The sequence below is a fragment of the Plantactinospora sp. ZYX-F-223 genome, from assembly GCF_039649625.1.
GTDB lineage: Bacteria > Actinomycetota > Actinomycetes > Mycobacteriales > Micromonosporaceae > Plantactinospora.
This window is the reverse complement of sequence record NZ_JBDJAV010000041.1, coordinates 66,283-84,609: the sequence shown is the minus strand read 5'-3', so window position 1 is coordinate 84,609 and position 18,327 is coordinate 66,283. Positions and strand designations below refer to the sequence as shown.

The following is an 18,327-nucleotide window of genomic DNA, read 5'->3' as shown; positions in this document are numbered from 1 at the left end:
TTAGGAGTCTCCGGACACCCTTCGTGCCGTTGCTGGGCCCCCGCGCGCCCAAACTGCGGGGGCGGCGGGCAGTCCGTAGCCGGCGGCGCGGGCGGCTACGTACAGTGAGGCGCTCCACATCTCGCAAGGTACCCCCCGGGGTATGCTGGGCCGTGGAGGTGGAGGGCGTGGAGATGGACGCCAAGGTCTTGTCGGACGCGGTGACGCGGTTGAAGCGCGCGAACGGTCAGCTCAGCGCGGTGATCTCCATGATCGAGAACGGTGACGACTGCGAACGGGTGTTGACCCAGCTCGCGGCCGTCTCACGCGCCTTGGACAAGGCCGGCTTCAAAATCATCTCGACGGGTATGCGGCAGTGCCAGCAGGCGCGCGAGCGTGGTGAGCAACCGCCGATGACCGAGGAGCAGCTGGAGAAGCTGTTCATGGCCCTGTCCTGAGCCAACCAGCGGCACCCCGCGTCGGCGGGGGCGCCGTCATCGTCTGCCCGGACTCCGTCCCGTATATACCCCCCGGGGTATGAGCGTACAAGGAGTGAGAACAGTCGCTGCTGGTCGTCGGGATCTCCTCGGCCGTCGCGGTACTGCCGAGGGTACGCGCCCGGCAGGTTCAGTGGCGCATCGCCGCGATCGTCGGCGGCGCGGGCGCCGTCTCGGCGTTCGCCGGCGCCGCGGTAAACCGGCTGCTCGACCCGCGTGTCGTCCTGGCCAGCTTCGCGGTGCTCATGGTCATGGCCACGGCACGGATGCTGCGCGGCGACGGTGAAGCCGGTGGTGACTGCGCACTGCCGGGCGGCGGCGTCAACTGGCGCGGCTGTCTGCCGAAGTCCGTCGGTGCCGGGATCATGGTCGGGTTCCTCACCGGCCTGTTCGGCGCCGGCGGCGGATTCCTGATCATCCCGGCCCTCGTCCTGTTGCTCGGCCTGCCGATGACCCTCGCCGTCGGCACGTCACTAGTGATCGTCGTGCTCAACGCGGCAGCGGGCTTCGCCGCACACGCCGGCGACGCCGCCCTCGACTACCGCATCGCCGCCGCGTTCACCCTCACCGCCATCCTCGGCTCCCTCACCGCCGGCCGGCTCGGGTCCCGGCTGCCCGCAGACCGGCTGCGTCGGTGGTTCGCCTACCTGGTGTTCGCCGTCGCCGCCTTCGTCATCATCCAGGCCTTTATCAGCCCTCTCAGCTGACCGCCAGGCGCCCTCATGACCGCTCCCCGGTGAACTGCGCTGACCCCACGGACCGCCAACTCGCGTGAACCGCTGGCGGCACTTACGCCCTTACCGCGTCTTCCAGGTGCTGGGTGGCCGACGCCGTCTGGTGCCAGCGCAGCGGTGAGTTGCGGCGCAATCCCGGCGCTTCCTGTCCGGGGCCGTCCTCGCCGCTCCAGATCGGTTTGCTCCGCGCTGCACACCTCGGCCGAGGTGGTGCTGCGCGCTGCTCAGGAGTCGCTGACCAACGCGCGCAAACACGCCAGGGCCGACGCCGTGACGGTCACGCTCCGGTACTGCGCGGAGAGCGTCGTGCTTGAGGTCACCGACGACGGCTGCGGATTCACACCGCCCAGCGGCAGCAGCAGCGGATACGGCCTGGCGTCGATGCGCGCCCGGGTCGAACAGACCGCCGGGACGCTACAGGTGGAGTCGGCCCCAGGCCGCGGAACGACCATCCGGGTACAGGTGCCATCGTGACCATCTCCGTGCTGCTCGTCGACGACCACCCGGTGGTACGCGCCGGAGTGCGAGGCATGCTGGTCAGCTCCTGGACGCTCACCTGGAGCTACGACGCCGGCCAGCGGGTAACCCGGCGAGCCCGACATCGTGGTGGTCGGCGAGGCGGCCTCCGGCGCTGAGGCGGTCGCCGCCGCCCGCGTGGCGGCCCCCGACGTCGTACTGATGGACCTGCGGATGCCCGGACTCGACGGCGCGCTGGCAACCGCGCAGGTGCTGGCCGCCGCGCCGCAGACCCGCGTGGTCGTGCTGACCACCTACGAGACCGACGGCGACATCCTCCGCGCGGTCGAGGCAGGCGCCACCGGCTACCTACTCGAGGACGCCTCCCGCACAGACCTGCTTGACGCCGTACGGACGGCCGCACGCGGCGATACCGTGCTCGCGCCGTCCGTCGCCACCCGCCTGCTGCACCAGATGCGGCGCCCACGGCACGACGCGCTCTCCCCGCGCGAGGTCGAAGTCCTGCGCCTCGTCGCCCGCGGGATGTCCAACATCGAGATCGGCCGTGAACTGCACATTACCGAGGCAACCGTGAAAACCCACCTGCTGCGCACGTTCGCCAAACTCGGCGTCGCCGACCGCACCGCTGCGGTCACCACCGCCGTGGCCGAAGGGCTGCTCTAAATTACGGGAGGTTAACTTGACACTCCCCGCCCGCTTGAGCGCACCCCACGAACGCCAAATCACCCCCGCCGTGGACCTGCAGCGACTACGCGACAACCTCACCTCCGACAATCCGGCCACCGCCGCCCTCCCCGCGCTGCTCGCCTTCCACGCCGTGCGACTCAAACAGCTCCGCGCGATGCTCCTGACCGACGTACGCGACGGCCGCCTGCACATCGGAGACCAGGTCATCGTCCTCGCGGAACCGGCCCGTCAACGCCTGACCGCCTACCTCAACCACCGCGCCGCCACCTGGCCGACCACCGTCAATCCGCACCTGTTCATCCACCGGCGCAGCTGGATGCACGACCGGCCCGTCACACCCTGGTGGATCCGCAAACAGCTTGGCATGTCCGGCCAGCTCATCCGCCAGGACCGCATCCTCGACGAGGCACATGCCACCAGCGGCGACCTGCGCATGCTCTGCGAACTGTTCGGCCTGTCCACCGCTGGAGCCACGCGCTTTATCGATTCCGTCAACAGCCCCGACCGGGGCGGCACCTACCGCATCTGACACGCCCCGGCCTGTTCCGGCCTTCGCCGCAGGCGCCACAGCATGCGCCCGCCGCGCGGCGCGTACATGATCACGGCGACGCCGATCAGGCAGATCACCGCGCCGGGCTGGAGGACGATCGTGACGTCCGTCCGCCTAGCTTGAGCTTTAACCTGCGGTCGGGTGTCATCGACCCCGGCTGATCACGGAGACAGCCCTTGATCGATCATTCCTCTTGTCTAAAGGTCGGGTGGCCGGAGGGAGTCTCACCCTCCGGCTCCCACAGAACCGTGCGTAACGATCTCTCGTTACACGGCTCTTGTCATCCTGGTCACCAGAACGTCGGTGTCCATGCCCAGTGCGTGAAGAGCCTGGGGTGCTGGCAGGTGATGCGGTGCCAGCACTCGTGAGCCTTCTTGAACGTCCGGAGTCGTTTGAACTTCTTGCGGATCCAGCGCATCAGGTAGGCGTTGATGCGTCGTAGGAGGGGAAACAGCGCGGAGCGGTAGAACGCTCCGTAGTACTGCAACCAGCCGCGCACGACCGGGTTGGTCCGTTGCGCGATCTCGGAGAAGGTCAGGTGCATCCGCATGTGAAGCCGCCAGGAGCGGACTTCTCCGCTGATCTTCTTCAGGGCGTCCTTGCTGATCGCGGGCAGAAAGCTGGTGAAGTACGTTCCGTTCCTGCTTCGCGCCTTGCGGGCGCGGAACGTGAACCCGAGGAAGGTGAACGACGTCTGCTCGGCCGAGCCGCGTCGCTTGCCGTCCTTGCAGTACACGATCCGGGTCTTGTCGGGGTGCAGCCGCAGCCCGACTTCCTCCATCCTGTCCCCGAGCGCGGCCAGCACTTCGCGGGCTTGGCGCTCGCTGACGCAGTGCACGACCGCGTCATCGGCGTAACGCTCGAACCGGATAGCCGGATACGTGCGGGTCAGCCAGATGTCGAACGCGTAGTGCATGAACAGGTTCGCCAGCACGGGCGAGACCGCAGAGCCTTGTGGGGTTCCCCGGTCTCGCTGTCGCAAGGTTCCGTCGGGCTGTTGAATCGGTGCTTGTAGCCATCGTTTGACATACAGCACCACCCAACGGTCGTTGGTGTGCGCCTGAACCGCCTTGATCACCAGGTCCCAGGGCACGGAGTCGAAAAACTTCTGGATGTCCAGATCGATCACCCAGTCGGTCTTCCAGCACCGCTGCCGGCATGCCGCGACCGCGTCCAGGGCCGACCTGTTCGGCCGGTAGCCGTAGGAGTCCGGATGGAAGATCGGTTCGACCTTCGCCTCCAGCCTCGCGGCGACCACCGTCTGGGCGATCCTGTCCGCGACCGTGGGCACCCCGAGTACCCGGACCCCGGTGCCGTGCGGTTTCGGGATTTCCACCGCCTTCACCGCCGGCGGGAAGTAACTGCCCGAGGACATCCTGTTCCAGACCCGGTAGAGATTGTTCTTCAGATCCTTCTCGAAGTCCTCGATCGAGCAGCCATCCACACCGGCGGCGCCCTTGTTGTCCCTGACCTTCAGGTACGCCTCCCACACCTCTCGCTTCGAAATATTGAACGGCTTGTCTGGTGATGTCAGCTGGTTCACGCAGCTCCTCCCGGACTCTGGCCTGGTTGACCGAACGAACACAAGCCACGGATGACCCGGTCTCTTCGCTCCGCCCCCGTTACAGGGGCTTCCTCACTACTACAGACCGGTCCGCCGACACGTCCTGCGACGGTACTCAGCTCCTTGCGGTTCAGCCGCTTGGAGTGCTCCCTCTTGCCGCCCCCACTGGGGCAGCGGTGTCAGGCCGTGTCTTCCCACGTTCCATGTGAGAGCGGCAGATCAGGCTCACGCCACCTCCATGCCGGACACCACCTGGCCAGTGAACGGGCTCCCGCCAGACTCGTCCCGGGCCGACATCAAGCACCCGGTTTTGGTGTCGTCTAATACATTTCGACACGTCATCAGTGGTTCGCTCGCGCTCGTCTTCCTGATCCCTACCTGACGCCTCTCGGACGCCTTTTCCACATCGCTCACCACGGTCGCGTCAGCGCTCCCGCAGCATGTGGCGGTTTGAAGCCTCCCCCCGCAGGGCGGCTCCGAAGGGCCAACCTTCATCTCTCACACAGCATCGCGTTCAAGAGCTCTGCCTACATCTGCTCCCTCCCGCGTTCGTGGCGCACGATGTCTCGTAACTCGTTGAAGACATTGCGGGGCAACGCTGCTGGTGTCACCCGGCCAGGATGATGTTGTGTAGGTGCGCGATGCCGGATGCGGTGTCGGTCAATGTGTGGGCGGCGCGGCGGTAGTCACGCAGGATCTTGAAGCACTTCATCCGGGCCAGAGCGTGTTCGACCTGGGCTCGGACCCTGCGGTGCTGCTTGTTCAGAGCGAGCTTCCAGTCGGGTAGTTCGCTGCCGTCGGCCGGTTTGCGGTACGGGATGATCACCTCAGGATTGCCGCGGTAGGCGCCGTCGGCCATGACCGGCCGTCCGGCCAGCTTCTGGTCCATGCCGGAGGTTCGGTAGACGATCGTGTCGTTGCGGTTGCCTGGCTGTGGGTCGCCGAGAGCGACGACGAGGCGGGTGTGGGTGTCGATGGCGACCTGGAGGTTCGTCGAGTAGCGGTAGTTCTTGCTGCGGGCGGCCAGGCGGTGGTCCCGGGTCGGGATGAGGGTGCCGTCGACGATCGTGATCTGATCGACCCGGCGACGGCGTACCGGCGCGAGGGCGAGCAGCGGGCCGAGGGTGTCGATGACCCGGTGGGCGGCGGAGTGCGACACCCCGAACAGCGGGCCGATCTGGCGCATGGTCAGGTTCGTGCGCCAGTACGCGGCTACCAGCAGCACCCGGTCTGGAAGGTCGAGTGACCACTGCCGGCCCGGCCGGCCGTCAGCGATCGCGTCACCGCCACGCTCGGCGACCAGCCGGACGAGCCGGCGGAACTGGACGGGCTGCAGCCCGGTGAACGGGAAGATCCACTCCGGGCGGGCCGCCGAGATCACCTGCACCCGCCCATCATCGATGATCGTCCCTAGCGGACAGACACCGGGTTACGAGACATCCCTTAAGCAGGCAGCACGCGCTAACGGTCACTTGAAGGCGTCGAACGCTCCGCCTTGCTACCGGCACACGCGGCGCAGCCGCGGGCACGCCTTCTCGATACGGCGACCGGGGCGAGCAACACTGCCGCGACAATCGTGGCCACGATCGTCCACTCGATCGCCGCAGAGCGCAGTTCGGTGTTGGTCAAGTCGGCGGACGAGTTCTCCGACGTGTACGACGCCACGAACCCAAGCCCCATGCAAATCACGAACAAACTCCAAAGCCCCAACACCGCGACGATCAGCCCTGTGCCCCTCCTGCTCACCGGTTCCCTGTTCCCCATCCCGACATTCTGTGCCCACCGCGACACCGCCGTCATCCCGGGTGCCCATGGCGAACCCGCGTTACGCCTCGGCCGGGGCGTACCTGGTGGTGGCGGCGGACAAGGCACGGCCGGCTTCTCCGACATCGCCAACGAGATCTCGGTGCGCAACGGTTTCTGACTGGCCGACGCGTTCGCCTCCGGCGGCTCCGCCGGCTACGACCACAAGAAGATGGGCATCACCGCCCGGGGCGCCTGGGAGTCGGTGAAGCGGCACTCCCGGGACATGGGGATCGACACCCAGACACAGGACTTCACTGTGGTTGGCGTCGGGGACATGTCCGGCGATGTCTTCGGGAACGGGATGCTGCTCTCCGAGCACATCAAGCTGGTGGCCGCCTTCGACCACCGGCACATCGTGGTCGGCGTCGGCGACTGCTGCCCCCTCTCGCCGACGACCACTTCACCTTTCTTACCTCCCACGACCTTTCCTCACCTCTCACTGCCCAAAGCCACTGTTGGTCGAAGAGGACAAATCGACGGCGGTCCTTGAGGATCGCCTCGGCCTAGGCTGGATACATACGCCGTGACCAGCGTCCTGCCGACGGAGCTCCTTGGCAGGGCATGCCTGCTCAAGGTCAGCACGGGAGGAGATGGGAATGCGGCGTGACGATGGTGGCGACGTGGGGTGCTGCGGGTGTCCGCAGGCTCGGCGCGATCAACGCCCGCGTCGGTGGAATGTGGTCCTGATGCTACTGGCCATCGCTGTTCGGGCTGGTGACTGGCTCTGGCGTCACCACTAGGGGCCATAAAAATTGCCGGGCTTGGATCAGCCTGGTCAGGGCTGGTCCAAGCCGGGCGCCTCCATCAGGGGCGCCCTCGGCGGTACGGCGGGGCCGGCGCCGCCGGCTGCGAAGCGAGCGACGCGACGGCAAGGACCTGTTGCAGATCCTGGAGACCTATCGGACCCACTGTGCGACACGCCCGACCAACACACATCTAAAACGCTGCCGGGCGGCACCGTGGCGGTCACGGCGATCCGGCCTTCCTCGACGGACCAGCCGCAGGCGACCCGTCCCCGTACGGTCTCCTGCTCGGCCCGGGCCCAGCGGAGCCGACCGCCGGGCAGCGGACGGAGCAGTAGCTCGCGGTACGCCACCGACGGCGCGGTCTGGTCGATGCCGGCGACCCGGCCGAAGAGCCAGTCGCCGACGCTGCCGAGGCTGTAGTGGTTGAACGAGTTCATCGCCGGCGACTGGAACCCGGCGTGGTCGGTCCAGCCGTCCCAGCGCTCCCAGATCGTGGTCGCGCCGTGCCGGATCGAATAGCCCCACGACGGGTACTCGTCCTGGTGCAGCAGGGCGTAGGCGAGGTCGGCCCGGCCGTGGTCGGCCAGTACCGGGCAGAGCAGTGCCACCCCGACGAATCCGGTGCTGAGGCGGTAGTCCCCGCTTCTCGATGTCGGCGGCGAGCTGCCCGACTGCCGCCGGCACCAGCCGTTCCGGCAGCAGCCCGAACGCCAGCGCGAGCAGGTACCCGGTCTGGGTGCCGCCCTCGACCGTGCCGTCGTCACGGACGTACGCGTCGACGAACGCCGACCGGATGGCGCGGTGCAGGGTCGACATCTCGGCCGCCTCGTCGTGCCGGCCCAGCACCTCCGCCGCCCGCGCGACGAGCTGGGCACTGTGCGCGAAGTACGCGGTTGCCAGCACGTCCCGGGGGGTGCTCGCGTCGACCTGGAGCCAGTCGCCGTAGGAGTTGCCGGTGCGGTGCCGCCACCGCAGGTCCGGGTTGTGCCTGTGCACGTAGCCGACATCGTCGCCATGGGCGCCCTCGACGCCATCGCCGAGGCCGGCCTGCGAGTGCCCCAGGACATCTCCGTCGCCGGCTACGACAACACCACCTTCGCCGCCTTCCGCCCCATCTCGCTGACCAGCGTCGACCAGGCCGGTCACCAGATCGGCGCCAACGCCGCCCGCCTCCTGCTCGACCGCATCGCCGACCGGCAGCGGCCCGCCGCACAGGTCAGGCTCTCCCCCACCCTCGTCGCCCGGCACACCACCGCCCCACCACCCGCGCCCTAGCGGCTGCCGGTTGGATCCGAGCCGTTCCACCAGCGCGGACACCGTGACCTGGTCAAGTCCAGGCCGGAAGGGTCGGCGGCCCGGCCTGATCACCACGCCTGGCGGAAGCCGGACTCATCCAGCGGCACGTCCGGGTCCATCCCGGTCGGTTCCGCACCCACCCGAGACGATCATGGATAACGTTACCCACATCGCGCCCAGCACGTCACCACGGCGGGCTCCTACTCCCCGCGCGACGGGGCCCCCACGAACGGCACGTCGTCGGGCAGCGGCCCGCACCAGGGCGGGACCGCTTGACTTCCACCATGTTATCGCTAACATCGACCGAGGTGACTAGCCCGGCCCGGGGTGAAGTGACCCTTGGAGGAGGATCGATGAGCCGATTCCACGCGTGTTGCGTCGCCCCCCGATACGCCGTCCTCGTCCTGCTGGCACTCCTGTGCACGGTCGGCCTCGCGGCGGGCCGGTCCGGGCCGGCCCAGGCGTGGGACAACGGCACGGCGAACACTCCGCCACTGGGCTGGAACAGCTACGACGCGTTCAACTGGCGCGTCACCGAGGCCGACGTCAGGGCCAACGCCGACTACATGCGGGACAACCTCCGCCAGCACGGCTGGCAGTACGTCGTCATCGACTGGGCCTGGTACTACCCGGGCGCACACACCGGCAGCCCGAACCAGGACGGCAACCTCAACCCACGGCTGCGGATGGACGGCAACGGCCGGCTCCTCCCGGATACCACGCGGTTCCCGTCCGCGGTCGGGGGCAACGGGTTCAAACCGCTGGCCGATTACGTCCACGCCCAAGGGCTGAAGTTCGGCGTACACCTGATGCGCGGCATCCCCCGCCAGGCCGTCGCCGACAACGTGCCGATCCTGGGCACCGACTGCCGGGCCAACCAGATCAACAACAACACCACCGCGGCCTGGCTGAACCTGATGTGGGGCCTGAACATGTCCCACTCCTGCGCGCAGGCGTACCTGGACTCGGTGTTCGCGCTGCTGGCCAGCTGGGGCGTCGACTACGTGAAGGTGGACGACATCGCGGCACCGACGTACCGGCAGGAGGAGGTGGCCGGCTACCGGCTGGCGATCGAGCGCAGCGGCCGTCCGATGGTGCTGAGCCTCTCCCCCGGCGCGACCCCGCTGTCGGCCAGCTCGCACGTCCGGGCCAACGCCCACATGTGGCGGATCGTGAACGACCTGTGGGACGACTGGCCGGGCCTGGACCGGCTCTTCGACCAACTGCGCGACTGGGCGCCGCACCGGGCCACCGGGGCATGGCCGGACCCGGACATGATCCCGATCGGCCGGCTCGCCAAGTTCGGGCCGGTCGGCTCGCCCCGTTACTCGAACCTGACCCCCGATGAGCAGCGCACCCTGATGACCCTGTGGGCGATCAACCGCGCACCGCTGATGTGGGGCGGCAACCTGGTCGAGAACCGCCCCTCCGACCTGGCCCTGATGACGAACACCCGGGTACTCGAGGTCGACCAGAACAGCACCAACAACCGCCAGCTCGTCGGCGGCGCCCGCCAGGTGTGGGCCGCCGACGTACCCGGCAGCGACGACCGGTACGTGGCACTGTTCAACCGCGACGCCAGCACCGGCAACGTCACGCTCGACCTGTCGACGTTGGGCATCGGCTCGGCCACCGTGACCGACCTCTGGTCCGGGGCCGGTGTCGGCACCGTCAGCGGCACGCTGACCAGGTCGATCCCGGGGCACGGTGCCGGCCTCTACCGGCTCTCCCCGACCAGCACCGTCCCCACCCCGGCCACGTACACGCTGACCGCCCGGCACAGCGGCAAGCTCGCCGACGTCTACAACGCCGCCACCGCCGACGGCGCCGACGTCGTACAGTGGGCGGCCAACGGCCAGACCAACCAGCGCTGGCGCTTCGCCGACACCGGCGACGGCTACGTCACCGTCGCCAGCGTCAACAGCGGCAAGTGCCTCGACGTGTACGGCGGCGCCGGCACCACCGCCGACGGCGCCCGGGTCGTCCAGTGGACCTGCCACGGCGGCACCAACCAACAGTGGCGCATCCAGGACGCCGGCTCGGGCTACCTCCGGTTGGTGGCCCGGCACAGCGGCAAGTGCCTCGACGTGCAGGACGCGGCCACCGGCGACGGTGCCCAGGTGGTGCAATGGACCTGCGGCTCCGCCACCAACCAGCAGTGGCGGCGCACGCAGGTCTGAGCACGCCCGACGACCCCTCCGCCGGGACATCCTGATCGTCCTGCTCGGGTCGTCGAGTGACGGGCGGATCGCCGGCGCCGCCCGGCGGGCGGGCTTGATCTGCTTCGACGACGGACGTCTCCGGCAGATCTGGCCCGGCCAGTCGATCGACGATGGTCAGCTACCTGTGGTCAGCACCATCCGGTAGCGGGCTTCGCCGGAGAGCATGCGGTGGTAGGCGGCTTCGACCTCGTCGAGCGGGCGGGTCTCGATCACCGGCCGGACACCCGTGAGTGCCGCGAAGTGCAGGGTTTCCTCGACATCGCGGGCCGTGCCGGAGGGGTGGCCGCGGACAACCCGGCTCGTGGAGATGATCTGGAATGGGCTGACCTGGATCGGTTCGGGGTCGGCTCCGACGACCAGGAGTTCGCCGCCGGGCCGCAAGCCGTCGATGGTGGCGCCCATGGCTGCCGAGTTGCCGGCGGTGGCGAGTACGGCCGCGGCGCCACCGAGGTTCTGCAACTGCTCGGCGACATCGGCGGTGGTGCTGTCGATGTAGTGGTGGGCGCCCAGCCCGGTTGCCGCGTCGGTCTTGTCGGTGCCTCGGGCGATGGCGACGGTCTCGAATCCGAGTTTGGCGGCGAACTGCACGCCCAGATGCCCGAGGCCGCCCAGACCGAGTACCGCGACAAGATCCCCGGGGCGGGCGTGACTGCGCCGCAACGCGTTGAAGGTCGCGACGCCCGCGCAGCCCATCGGGGCCGCCTCGGCCGCGGTCAACGCCTCGGGAACGCGGGCCAGCGCGGTGGCCGGCACGACGACGGCCTCGGAATAGCCGCCGGGGTAGGCCCAGCCCGGCACCTGGAGCCGTTGGCAGTGGATGAGACCACCGCCGCGACAGGCGGAGCAGACACCGCAGTTGCCGCCGAACCAGCCGATCGCGACGCGCTGGCCGGGCGTCCAGCCCTCGACGCCCGTGCCCACCGCGTCGATACGGCCGGCGATCTCGTGACCGGGGACGAGCGGGAACGGCACCGGGAAGGCCGCGTTGATAAAGGCCGCGTCGGTACGGCAAACGCCGCACGCCTCGACCGTGACGCGGACCTGGCCGTGGCCCGGCTCGGGAAGTTCACGCTCGACCACCCGGAACGGGCCGGCGGGCTCGGCTACCTGGACAGAACGGATCGGGGACATGCACACCTCGCTGTCGCTGCTGCGGAACGCGGCCACCCGTGCGGCCGCCCATCCATCAGATCTCGCCCAAACATCACTTGAGCAGGCCAAACAGGCCCTGTTCCGACTAGGAACGCCAGGACCACCTGCACGATCCGCACCGCCGTCGCGGACCGGATACTGGAGTGGTGGGACACAACGCCGACCTCAAGGAGTTCCTCCGGTCCCGGCGGGCACGACTGCGGCCGGAGGAGTTCGGCCTGACCGGCGCACCCCGCGGTCGCCGGGTGCCCGGCCTGCGGCGCGAGGAACTGGCCCAACTCGCCGGCATCAGCGTCGACTACTACGTCCGGCTCGAACAGGGCCGCAATCTCAATCCCTCCGAGCCGGTACTGGACGCCATCGCTCGGGTCCTGCGCCTGGACGACACCGAACGAGCCCACCTGGCGCAGCTGGCCAGGCCCCGCGAGGCCCGGCGCCGGCCGCCGCGCCGACCCCAGCAGGTCGCCGCCGCGACGTACCAACTGCTGGAGACGCTCGACCAGGCAACGGCACCGGCGTTCGTCATCGGCAGCCGGATGGACGTACTCGCGATCAACCGGACGGCCCGCGCGCTGATCTGCGACTTCAACGCGCTGCCCGCCCGACGGCGCAACTACGCCCGATTCATCTTCCTCGACGAGGACGCCCGCGAACTGCACCCGGACTGGACGAGCGTCGCCATCGACACCGTTGCCACCCTGCGCGTCTACGCCGGGCGCCACCCCGACGATCCCGAGCTGTCCGCGCTGGTGGGAGAGCTGTCGGTGCAGAGCGAAGACTTCCGGCGCTGGTGGGCCGACCACCAGGTACTGGTGCGCACCAGCGGCACCAAGCGGTTCCGCCACCCGCTCGTCGGCGACCTGACGATCACCTACCAGGCGCTCACCATGCCGGACGACCCCGAACAGACGCTGTTCGTCTACACCACCGCCGCCGGCACCGCCGACCATACCGCCCTGCGGCTGCTCGCACACTGGGCCACCGGTGCGAGCGCCGTCCCGTTCGAGCGGCGTCCGGGCTAACCGTAGAAGGCACTCGGGTCGGCGGCCAGGGAGGCCTTCACATGTGCACTCCACTCGTCGGCGACCACCTCGATCCGGTCCTGTTCGAGCCCGTCCAGCGCGGCCCGTACGACCACCGCCGAGTCGGCCTTCGGTCCCTCGTGGTCACGGGACATGTCGGTGTCCGCCACACCCAGGTGCAGGGCGGTCACCAGCGTCTTACGGGGTGCGAGCTCCAGGCGTACGCCGTTGGTCAGGTTCCACTCGGCCGCCTTCGCCGCCCCGTACGCGGTGTGCCCGTCGTAGTTGAACCACGACATCGCGGACAGCACATTGAGGATCGCGCCGCCGCCGAGCCGTGGCGCGAACGCCCGGATCATGCCGAGCGTGCCCCAGAAGTGGGTGTCGATCTCGCGCCGAATATCGGCGAGGTCGCCGGTGACGAGATTGGTGACGGTGTCCAGGCCGGCGTTGTTGACCAGCAGCGTGACGTCCGGCGCGGAATCTGCGGCGGCGGCGATCGAGGCGGGATCGGTGATGTCCAGGCGCAGCACGTGTGCATCCGGGAGGTCGACGAGCTCGGGGCGGCGGGCGGTGGCGTACACCTTGGCGCCGCGCTCCAGGAGTTGGTGTGCGAAGTGCCGGCCGAGGCCGCGGTTGGCCCCGGTGACCAGGGCAACTGCTCCAGAGATCTGCATGCGACGTACGCTAGAAGCTGACGTTGACGTCAGAGGCAAGTGTTGTGGCGGGGGTCACCATGCGGATCGGCGAGTTGGCTGCCAGGGCGGGCGTGAGCGTGCGTGCCCTGCGCTACTACGAGGAGCAGGGGCTGCTCGCCGCCGACCGCAGCCCCCGGGGCCAGCGCCGCTACCCGGACGAGGCGGCAGACCGGGTACGGCTGATCCAGCAGTTGTACGCCGCCGGCCTGTCCAGCCGCACCATCGCCGAGCTGCTGCCGTGCGTGAACGCCAACGTCAGTACGCCGGAGTCGCGGGCCCGGTTGGCCGCCGAGCGGGACCGGATCGACGGCCAGATCGCCGAACTGACCGCGGCCCGCGACCGGCTGGACGCGGTCATCGCGTATTCCACCAGCGCGCAGAGCGGTTGCCGCGTCGAGGCCGATCCCGCGACAGCGTGAGCGATCCGATCGGCGACGACACCTGACGTGCCCCCACCGGTCCAGGTCGCCGACGAGCGCTGGCCATGTTGTCCGGATCGCTGTGGCGCGAGGTGCTCCCCGGTCGGCAGTGACTCCTTGCCCGGCGGACTCCGTGCGACGACGGTCGCGCTCGTCCCCACCTGCCGCCGGCGGCCTCGCCGACGATCAGCGTTGCCGGGCAGGCCGGACGACAATCTCGTTGACGTCGACGTCGGCCGGCTGGGCGAGGGCGTACGACACGGCGTCGGCGATGGCCTCCGGCTTGATCGCGTGCGCACGGTAGCTGCGCATCGCCTCGGCGGCGCCGGGTTCGGTGATCGACTCCGCGAGTTCGGAGGTGACCACACCCGGGGAGATGGTGGTGACCCGGAGGGCGGGGTCGGACTCCTGGCGCAGTCCCTCGGTGATCGCCCAGGCGGCGTACTTGGTGCCGGAGTAGACGGCACTGGTGGGAACGACCTGGTGGGCACCGATGCTCGCGAGCGTGACGAAGTGCCCGGATCCCTGCGCGGTGAAGATGGGCAGGGCCGCGGCGATCCCGTGCAGCAGACCGCGCACGTTCACGTCGATCATCCGATCCCACTCGTCCAGCAGCAGCGAGTCCAATCGCGACAACGGCATGACTCCGGCGTTGTTGACCAGTGCGTCGACCCGTCCGAAGCGATCGCTGGCGGCCCGGGCGAAGCCGGCGAAGTCGGTGCGGTCGGTCACGTCGAGCCGTACCGGATGCAGGCCGCCGCCGGAGCGGACGGCTGCCTTCGCGGTGCGTTCGGCCAGCTCTCGCAGGCGATCGGTCCGCCGCGCACCCGCGACCACCTGGTGGCCCTCACCCGCGAGCCGGGTGGCGATGGCCGCACCGATTCCGCTGCTGGCCCCGGTCACGAGGACGACCTTGCGGCCGCCGGCAACTGTCTGGTTCGTCGACATGACTCGACACTGGCGGATCCGGGCGCCTTCCGGCAGGCCGGGTTCCTCCTGGGAGCATCACACCCAGGAAGAACCGCGTACCGCGGCCTAGCATGGCGGTATGACACGGTCTGATCTCGGCGCCTACCTCACCGCCCGGCGGGCCCAGGTCACACCGGCCGAGGCCAACCTCCACAGCACGGGCCATCGCCGGGTTCCCGGCCTCAGACGCGAAGAGGTGGCACTGCTGGCCGGGGTCAGCATCGACTACTACATCCGGCTCGAACAGGGTCGTGAACGGACGCCGTCAGCGCACGTGGTGGACGCGCTGGCCGTCGCACTGCGGCTCGACGAGGACGGCCGCCAGCACCTGTTCCGGCTGGCCGGGCTCAGCCCGTCGACCAGGACCGCCGCCGGGACCGGCCGGGTCGACCCGAGCCTGCGGGAGCTGATGGACGCCTGGCCGCACAACCCGGCCATCATCTACAACCGCGCCTACGACGTACTCGCCTCCAACACGATCGCCGACGCTCTCTTCCACGACTGGACACACTCGCGCAACCTCATGCACGTCGTCTTCACCGACCCGGCCGCGCATACCTTCTACCAGGACTGGCATGACGTCGCGGTCAACTCGGTGGCCGGATTCCGGCTCGGCCACGGTCAGGCCCCCGCCGACCCTCGAATCCGGCAGGTACTCACCGAACTTCTGGCTCACAGCCCCGAGTTCACCGACCTGTGGGCCCGGCACGACGCCCGCGGCAAGGCACTCGCGCGCAAGCGCTTCCGACACCCGGACGTGGGCCCGTTGACGCTGACCATGCAGACCTTCGACGTCCGCTCCAGCCCCGGCCAGGAACTCGTCGTCTATCACGCCGAACCGGCCTCGGCGAGCCGCGCGGCCCTCGCCCTCCTCGGCTCGCTGGCTGCCACCGGACGCCAACCCGGCTGAGCGGCCGTTCGTCGAGCCCACCATCTACGGCGGCGAATGTGCGCAGTGCCGGGTCGGCAGTACGCAGCGTTGTACCGAGGAGGTTCACGGCAACCTCGGAGTGTTCAGCGACGGCGGAATGGCCGAGCGCGTGCGGGTGCCGGAGTACACCCTGCTGTCCCTGCCGGACGGCCTCGACGTCCGTGACGCATGTCTGATCGAGCCGGCCGCGGTCGCCTGGCACGCTGTCCGGCGCGCCCAGGCGCGTCCCGGTGAGCGTCTGCTCGTGCTCGGCGGCGGGTCCATCGGGCTACTGGCCGCCGCAGCGGCACAGGCTGCCGGCCATGACGTCGATGTCGACGCGAGGTATCCGCACCAGCGGCGCGCGGCAGAGAGGCTGGGGTGCGGAGAACCCGGCGGCGAGTACGACGTGGTGATCGACGCCGCGGGGAGCCGGTCCAGCCTCGGAAGTGCCGCCGCAGCCGCCCGTCCCGGAGGACGCGTCGTGTCCACCGGTGTCTACCCGGAGAACGAGCCAGTTCCCGGAATAGTCAGCCTTACCAAGGAGCTGACCTTCGTGCACTCCATCGCTTACGGCCGCCGACACGACGGGGTACGAGAGGTCGAGGAGGCCGCGCGGATGCTCGCGGAGAGACCCGAAGTTCCCGCCACGCTCATCACCCACCGCTTCCCGCTGGACGCGGCCGCGGAGGCATTCCGGGTCGCCGCCGATCGCGCGTCGGGCGCCATCAAGGTCGTGATCGAGCCGGCCCGTCCACACTCAGGATCTCGCGCTCGGCAACGCATGACGCCCTTTGGTGGACTGTAGACCGTCAAGCCCCCACGAATGGTGATTGCCGCAGTACGGTCAGACGTCCTTTCGACCCCACTGCACCCCACCTCAAGGAGTGGCCTTGTCCCCCACGTCCACCCCGATTCTGCTCCTGCACGGCTCCTGGCATGGTGCCTGGTGCTGGAACGAGGTCATCGCCCACCTCGGGCCGTACCACCGCCCGACCCTGGCGGTCGACATGGTCGGGCACGGGTTACGCGCCCGTCGGCCCGAGTGCCTGACCGTACGTCCGTTCGCCCCGGAGGACCTGGCCACCGAGGTCTCGCCGGTGGCGGATGTGGATCTCGACCAGGCGACCGATCTGCTGGTTTCCCAGATCGAACGGCTCGGCCGCGGCGGCCCGGTCACGGTGGTGGCGCACAGCATGGGCGGCCCCGTCCTGACCCGGGCGGCGCAGCAGGTTCCCGAATTGGTGGCTCACGCCGTCTACCTCGCTGCGATCATGCCTGCCTCCGGCAAGGCCGCCGACCAGTACTTCGCGCTGCCGGAGAACGCCGACGCGCTGGTCCTGCCCGCCCTCCGGGGCGATCCCCGGGTAATAGGGGCGCTGCGGCTCGACCTCGCCTCGAACGACCCCGCCTATCGTCAACAGCTTCGCGACGCGTTCTACGGCGACGTCGACCCGGTCGTCGCCGACGCCGCCCTGGGCCTGCTCACCCCGGACGCCCCGCTCGGGATGCTGCTCGGCACCACCCGGCTGACCCGCGACGGCTGGGGCTCCCTTCCGCGTACCTACGTCACCTGCACGCGTGACATGGCGATCCGCCCGGCCCTCCAGCGGGTACTCGTGGAGGAAGCCGACGCCGCCTTCCCGGACAATCCCACCTCCGTCGTGACGCTGGATGCCTCCCACTCGCCATTCCTGTCCATGCCCGGCGAGGTAGCGAAGATCGTCGGAGGACTCGGCTGAGCACCGTCGGGCACCGGTCGCATCGGCCAGCATCGTCATGACGGTGGGGGAAGCGGCCGTGATCCTCACCGCGGGGTTCTGGGCCGGCATGATCAACGTCGTGGTTGGCTCAGGCACGCTCGTCACCTTTCCGACGCTGCTGCTTCTCGGCCACTCGCCACTGGTCGCGAACGTGTCCAACAACATCGGCTTGGTCGGCGGCGGCATCACCGGGACGTTCGGCTACCGGCACCAGCTCACCGGACATGGCCATATCCTGCGCCGCCTGCTGCCCGCCGCGGTGTTGGGCGGGATCACCGGCGCGGTTCTGCTGCTCATCCTGCCGGACGAGGCATTTCGCATGATCGTGCCGGCCCTCGTGGCGCTCGGCATAAGCATGGTGGTGTGGGGTCCGGCACTGCAACGCCGCACCGCCGGTGGCCGGGATCCCGGCACCCACTACGGGCGCCTGGCGACACTGACCCGGCTCCGGCTGACCGCCGTACTGGTCGGCGTCTATCTGCTCGGCGTCTACGGCGGCTACTTCGGTGCCGCGCAGGGCATCCTCCTCGTCGGCCTGATGAGCGTGCTGACCGCAGAGCACATCCAGTCCATCACCGGCCTCAAGAACCTGCTCACCACGGCCGTCAACGTCATCGCGGCCGTCACCTTTCTGCTCGTCTCCCCCGAATCAGTCGACTGGGTCGTCGTGGCGCTGATCGCGGCAGGTGCCACCCTCGGTGGCGTCGTCGGCGCTCGGGTCGGACGCCGGCTATCGCCGCTCCTGATCCGCGCCCTGATCGTCGTGATCGGCCTCGCGGCAATCCTCCGCCTGCTCGTCTTCAGCGAGTAGTACGACCCGTTCGGGTTGACGAAAG

General features: G+C 69.2%; 18 protein-coding genes and 3 pseudogenes. 14 read left to right on the top strand and 7 right to left on the bottom strand.

The features are described from left to right. Positions 1–167: 167 nt before the first annotated feature. The 5 genes and pseudogenes from AAH979_RS32625 to AAH979_RS32605 all read left to right on the top strand — a co-directional run bounded on the left by AAH979_RS32625 (position 168) and on the right by AAH979_RS32605 (position 2,903). Positions 168–437, top strand: coding sequence for a metal-sensitive transcriptional regulator (locus tag AAH979_RS32625; RefSeq protein ID WP_346261981.1), 270 nt, complete (start codon positions 168–170; stop codon positions 435–437). A gap of 107 nt (positions 438–544) precedes the next feature. Then, entirely contained in the window at positions 545–1,183 is a 639-nt protein-coding gene (locus AAH979_RS32620) for a sulfite exporter TauE/SafE family protein (protein ID WP_346261985.1), read from the top strand. A gap of 237 nt (positions 1,184–1,420) precedes the next feature. After that, entirely contained in the window at positions 1,421–1,684 is a 264-nt protein-coding gene (locus AAH979_RS32615; protein WP_346261980.1) for an ATP-binding protein, read from the top strand. Positions 1,685–1,740: 56 nt separating this feature from the next. Continuing rightward, positions 1,741–2,350, top strand: a pseudogene (locus tag AAH979_RS32610) (LuxR C-terminal-related transcriptional regulator). A 70-nt stretch (positions 2,351–2,420) separates the two neighbouring features. Continuing rightward, complete coding sequence (locus AAH979_RS32605) at positions 2,421–2,903, top strand: hypothetical protein (protein WP_346261979.1); 483 nt, start codon at positions 2,421–2,423, stop codon at positions 2,901–2,903. Between the two features lie 310 nt (positions 2,904–3,213). On the opposite strand, the gene ltrA is transcribed toward AAH979_RS32605, so the two are convergent. Together ltrA and AAH979_RS32595 are read right to left on the bottom strand one after the other, a co-directional pair. Next, positions 3,214–4,467 carry a group II intron reverse transcriptase/maturase gene (gene ltrA / locus AAH979_RS32600; protein WP_346261978.1) on the bottom strand — a complete coding sequence of 418 codons (1,254 nt, stop codon included), beginning with the start codon at positions 4,465–4,467 and terminating at the stop codon, positions 3,214–3,216. A gap of 628 nt (positions 4,468–5,095) precedes the next feature. Next, entirely contained in the window at positions 5,096–5,875 is a 780-nt protein-coding gene (locus tag AAH979_RS32595; protein WP_346261977.1) for a transposase family protein, read from the bottom strand. Between the two features lie 457 nt (positions 5,876–6,332). Here AAH979_RS32595 and AAH979_RS32590 point away from each other — a divergent pair. After that, positions 6,333–6,649: pseudogene (locus AAH979_RS32590) on the top strand (NAD-glutamate dehydrogenase domain-containing protein); the annotation flags it as partial. Between the two features lie 420 nt (positions 6,650–7,069). On the opposite strand, the gene AAH979_RS32585 reads toward AAH979_RS32590, so the two are convergent. Then, positions 7,070–7,648, bottom strand: a complete 579-nt coding sequence (locus tag AAH979_RS32585) for an alpha-L-rhamnosidase C-terminal domain-containing protein (RefSeq protein WP_346261976.1) — start codon at positions 7,646–7,648, stop codon at positions 7,070–7,072. Positions 7,649–7,745: 97 nt separating this feature from the next. After that, positions 7,746–8,036: pseudogene (locus AAH979_RS32580) on the bottom strand (alpha-L-rhamnosidase); the annotation flags it as partial. Between AAH979_RS32580 and AAH979_RS32575 the strand changes: the two are divergent. Continuing rightward, positions 8,025–8,315 (top strand): substrate-binding domain-containing protein, encoded by a 291-nt coding sequence (locus AAH979_RS32575; protein ID WP_346261975.1) that lies wholly within the window; start codon positions 8,025–8,027, stop codon positions 8,313–8,315. The pseudogene AAH979_RS32580 and the gene AAH979_RS32575 sit on opposite strands and share 12 nt — an antisense overlap. A gap of 374 nt (positions 8,316–8,689) precedes the next feature. Beyond that, a complete protein-coding gene (locus tag AAH979_RS32570; RefSeq protein ID WP_346261974.1) occupies positions 8,690–10,516 on the top strand; it encodes an alpha-galactosidase in 1,827 nt (608 codons plus the stop codon). 156 nt (positions 10,517–10,672) lie between these two features. Here AAH979_RS32570 and AAH979_RS32565 read toward each other — a convergent pair whose 3' ends face one another. Further along, entirely contained in the window at positions 10,673–11,689 is a 1,017-nt protein-coding gene (locus AAH979_RS32565; RefSeq protein ID WP_346261973.1) for an alcohol dehydrogenase catalytic domain-containing protein, read from the bottom strand. A 167-nt stretch (positions 11,690–11,856) separates the two neighbouring features. Here AAH979_RS32565 and AAH979_RS32560 point away from each other — a divergent pair, with 167 nt between their 5' ends. Continuing rightward, on the top strand, positions 11,857–12,732 hold the full coding sequence (locus tag AAH979_RS32560; RefSeq protein ID WP_346261972.1) for a helix-turn-helix transcriptional regulator: 876 nt from the start codon (positions 11,857–11,859) through the stop codon (positions 12,730–12,732). Here AAH979_RS32560 and AAH979_RS32555 read toward each other — a convergent pair. Beyond that, entirely contained in the window at positions 12,729–13,409 is a 681-nt protein-coding gene (locus AAH979_RS32555) for an SDR family oxidoreductase (protein ID WP_346261971.1), read from the bottom strand. The genes AAH979_RS32560 and AAH979_RS32555 overlap by 4 nt on opposite strands. Positions 13,410–13,468: 59 nt before the next feature. Between AAH979_RS32555 and AAH979_RS32550 the strand changes: the two genes are divergently transcribed. After that, positions 13,469–13,849 carry a MerR family transcriptional regulator gene (locus AAH979_RS32550; protein ID WP_346261984.1) on the top strand — a complete coding sequence of 127 codons (381 nt, stop codon included), beginning with the start codon at positions 13,469–13,471 and terminating at the stop codon, positions 13,847–13,849. A gap of 186 nt (positions 13,850–14,035) precedes the next feature. On the opposite strand, the gene AAH979_RS32545 is transcribed toward AAH979_RS32550, so the two are convergent. Further along, on the bottom strand, positions 14,036–14,797 hold the full coding sequence (locus tag AAH979_RS32545) for an SDR family oxidoreductase (RefSeq protein ID WP_346261970.1): 762 nt from the start codon (positions 14,795–14,797) through the stop codon (positions 14,036–14,038). A gap of 100 nt (positions 14,798–14,897) precedes the next feature. Between AAH979_RS32545 and AAH979_RS32540 the strand changes: the two genes are divergently transcribed. The 4 genes from AAH979_RS32540 (at position 14,898) to AAH979_RS32525 (ending at position 18,302) form a co-directional block, all read left to right on the top strand. Continuing rightward, positions 14,898–15,728, top strand: coding sequence for a helix-turn-helix transcriptional regulator (locus AAH979_RS32540; RefSeq protein WP_346261969.1), 831 nt, complete (start codon positions 14,898–14,900; stop codon positions 15,726–15,728). Further along, on the top strand, positions 15,646–16,536 hold the full coding sequence (locus tag AAH979_RS32535) for a zinc-binding dehydrogenase (protein WP_346261983.1): 891 nt from the start codon (positions 15,646–15,648) through the stop codon (positions 16,534–16,536). Before AAH979_RS32540 ends, AAH979_RS32535 begins: the two co-directional genes overlap by 83 nt. A 79-nt stretch (positions 16,537–16,615) precedes the next feature. Next, the gene (locus AAH979_RS32530) at positions 16,616–17,470 is read left to right on the top strand and encodes an alpha/beta fold hydrolase (RefSeq protein WP_346261968.1); all 855 of its coding nucleotides are present in this window, start codon (positions 16,616–16,618) and stop codon (positions 17,468–17,470) included. Between the two features lie 37 nt (positions 17,471–17,507). After that, entirely contained in the window at positions 17,508–18,302 is a 795-nt protein-coding gene (locus tag AAH979_RS32525; protein ID WP_346261967.1) for a sulfite exporter TauE/SafE family protein, read from the top strand. Positions 18,303–18,327 lie beyond the last annotated feature (25 nt).

Bases quoted from the DNA above. Each gene is read 5' to 3' on its own strand.
- AAH979_RS32570 (WP_346261974.1), top strand. From the start codon at position 8,690: ATGAGCCGATTCCACGCGTGTTGCGTCGCCCCCCGATACGCCGTCCTC.
- AAH979_RS32565 (WP_346261973.1), bottom strand. From the start codon at position 11,689: ATGTCCCCGATCCGTTCTGTCCAGGTAGCCGAGCCCGCCGGCCCGTTC.
- AAH979_RS32555 (WP_346261971.1), bottom strand. From the start codon at position 13,409: ATGCAGATCTCTGGAGCAGTTGCCCTGGTCACCGGGGCCAACCGCGGC.
- AAH979_RS32550 (WP_346261984.1), top strand. From the start codon at position 13,469: ATGCGGATCGGCGAGTTGGCTGCCAGGGCGGGCGTGAGCGTGCGTGCC.
- AAH979_RS32545 (WP_346261970.1), bottom strand. From the start codon at position 14,797: ATGTCGACGAACCAGACAGTTGCCGGCGGCCGCAAGGTCGTCCTCGTG.
- AAH979_RS32540 (WP_346261969.1), top strand. From the start codon at position 14,898: ATGACACGGTCTGATCTCGGCGCCTACCTCACCGCCCGGCGGGCCCAG.
- AAH979_RS32525 (WP_346261967.1), top strand. From the start codon at position 17,508: ATGACGGTGGGGGAAGCGGCCGTGATCCTCACCGCGGGGTTCTGGGCC.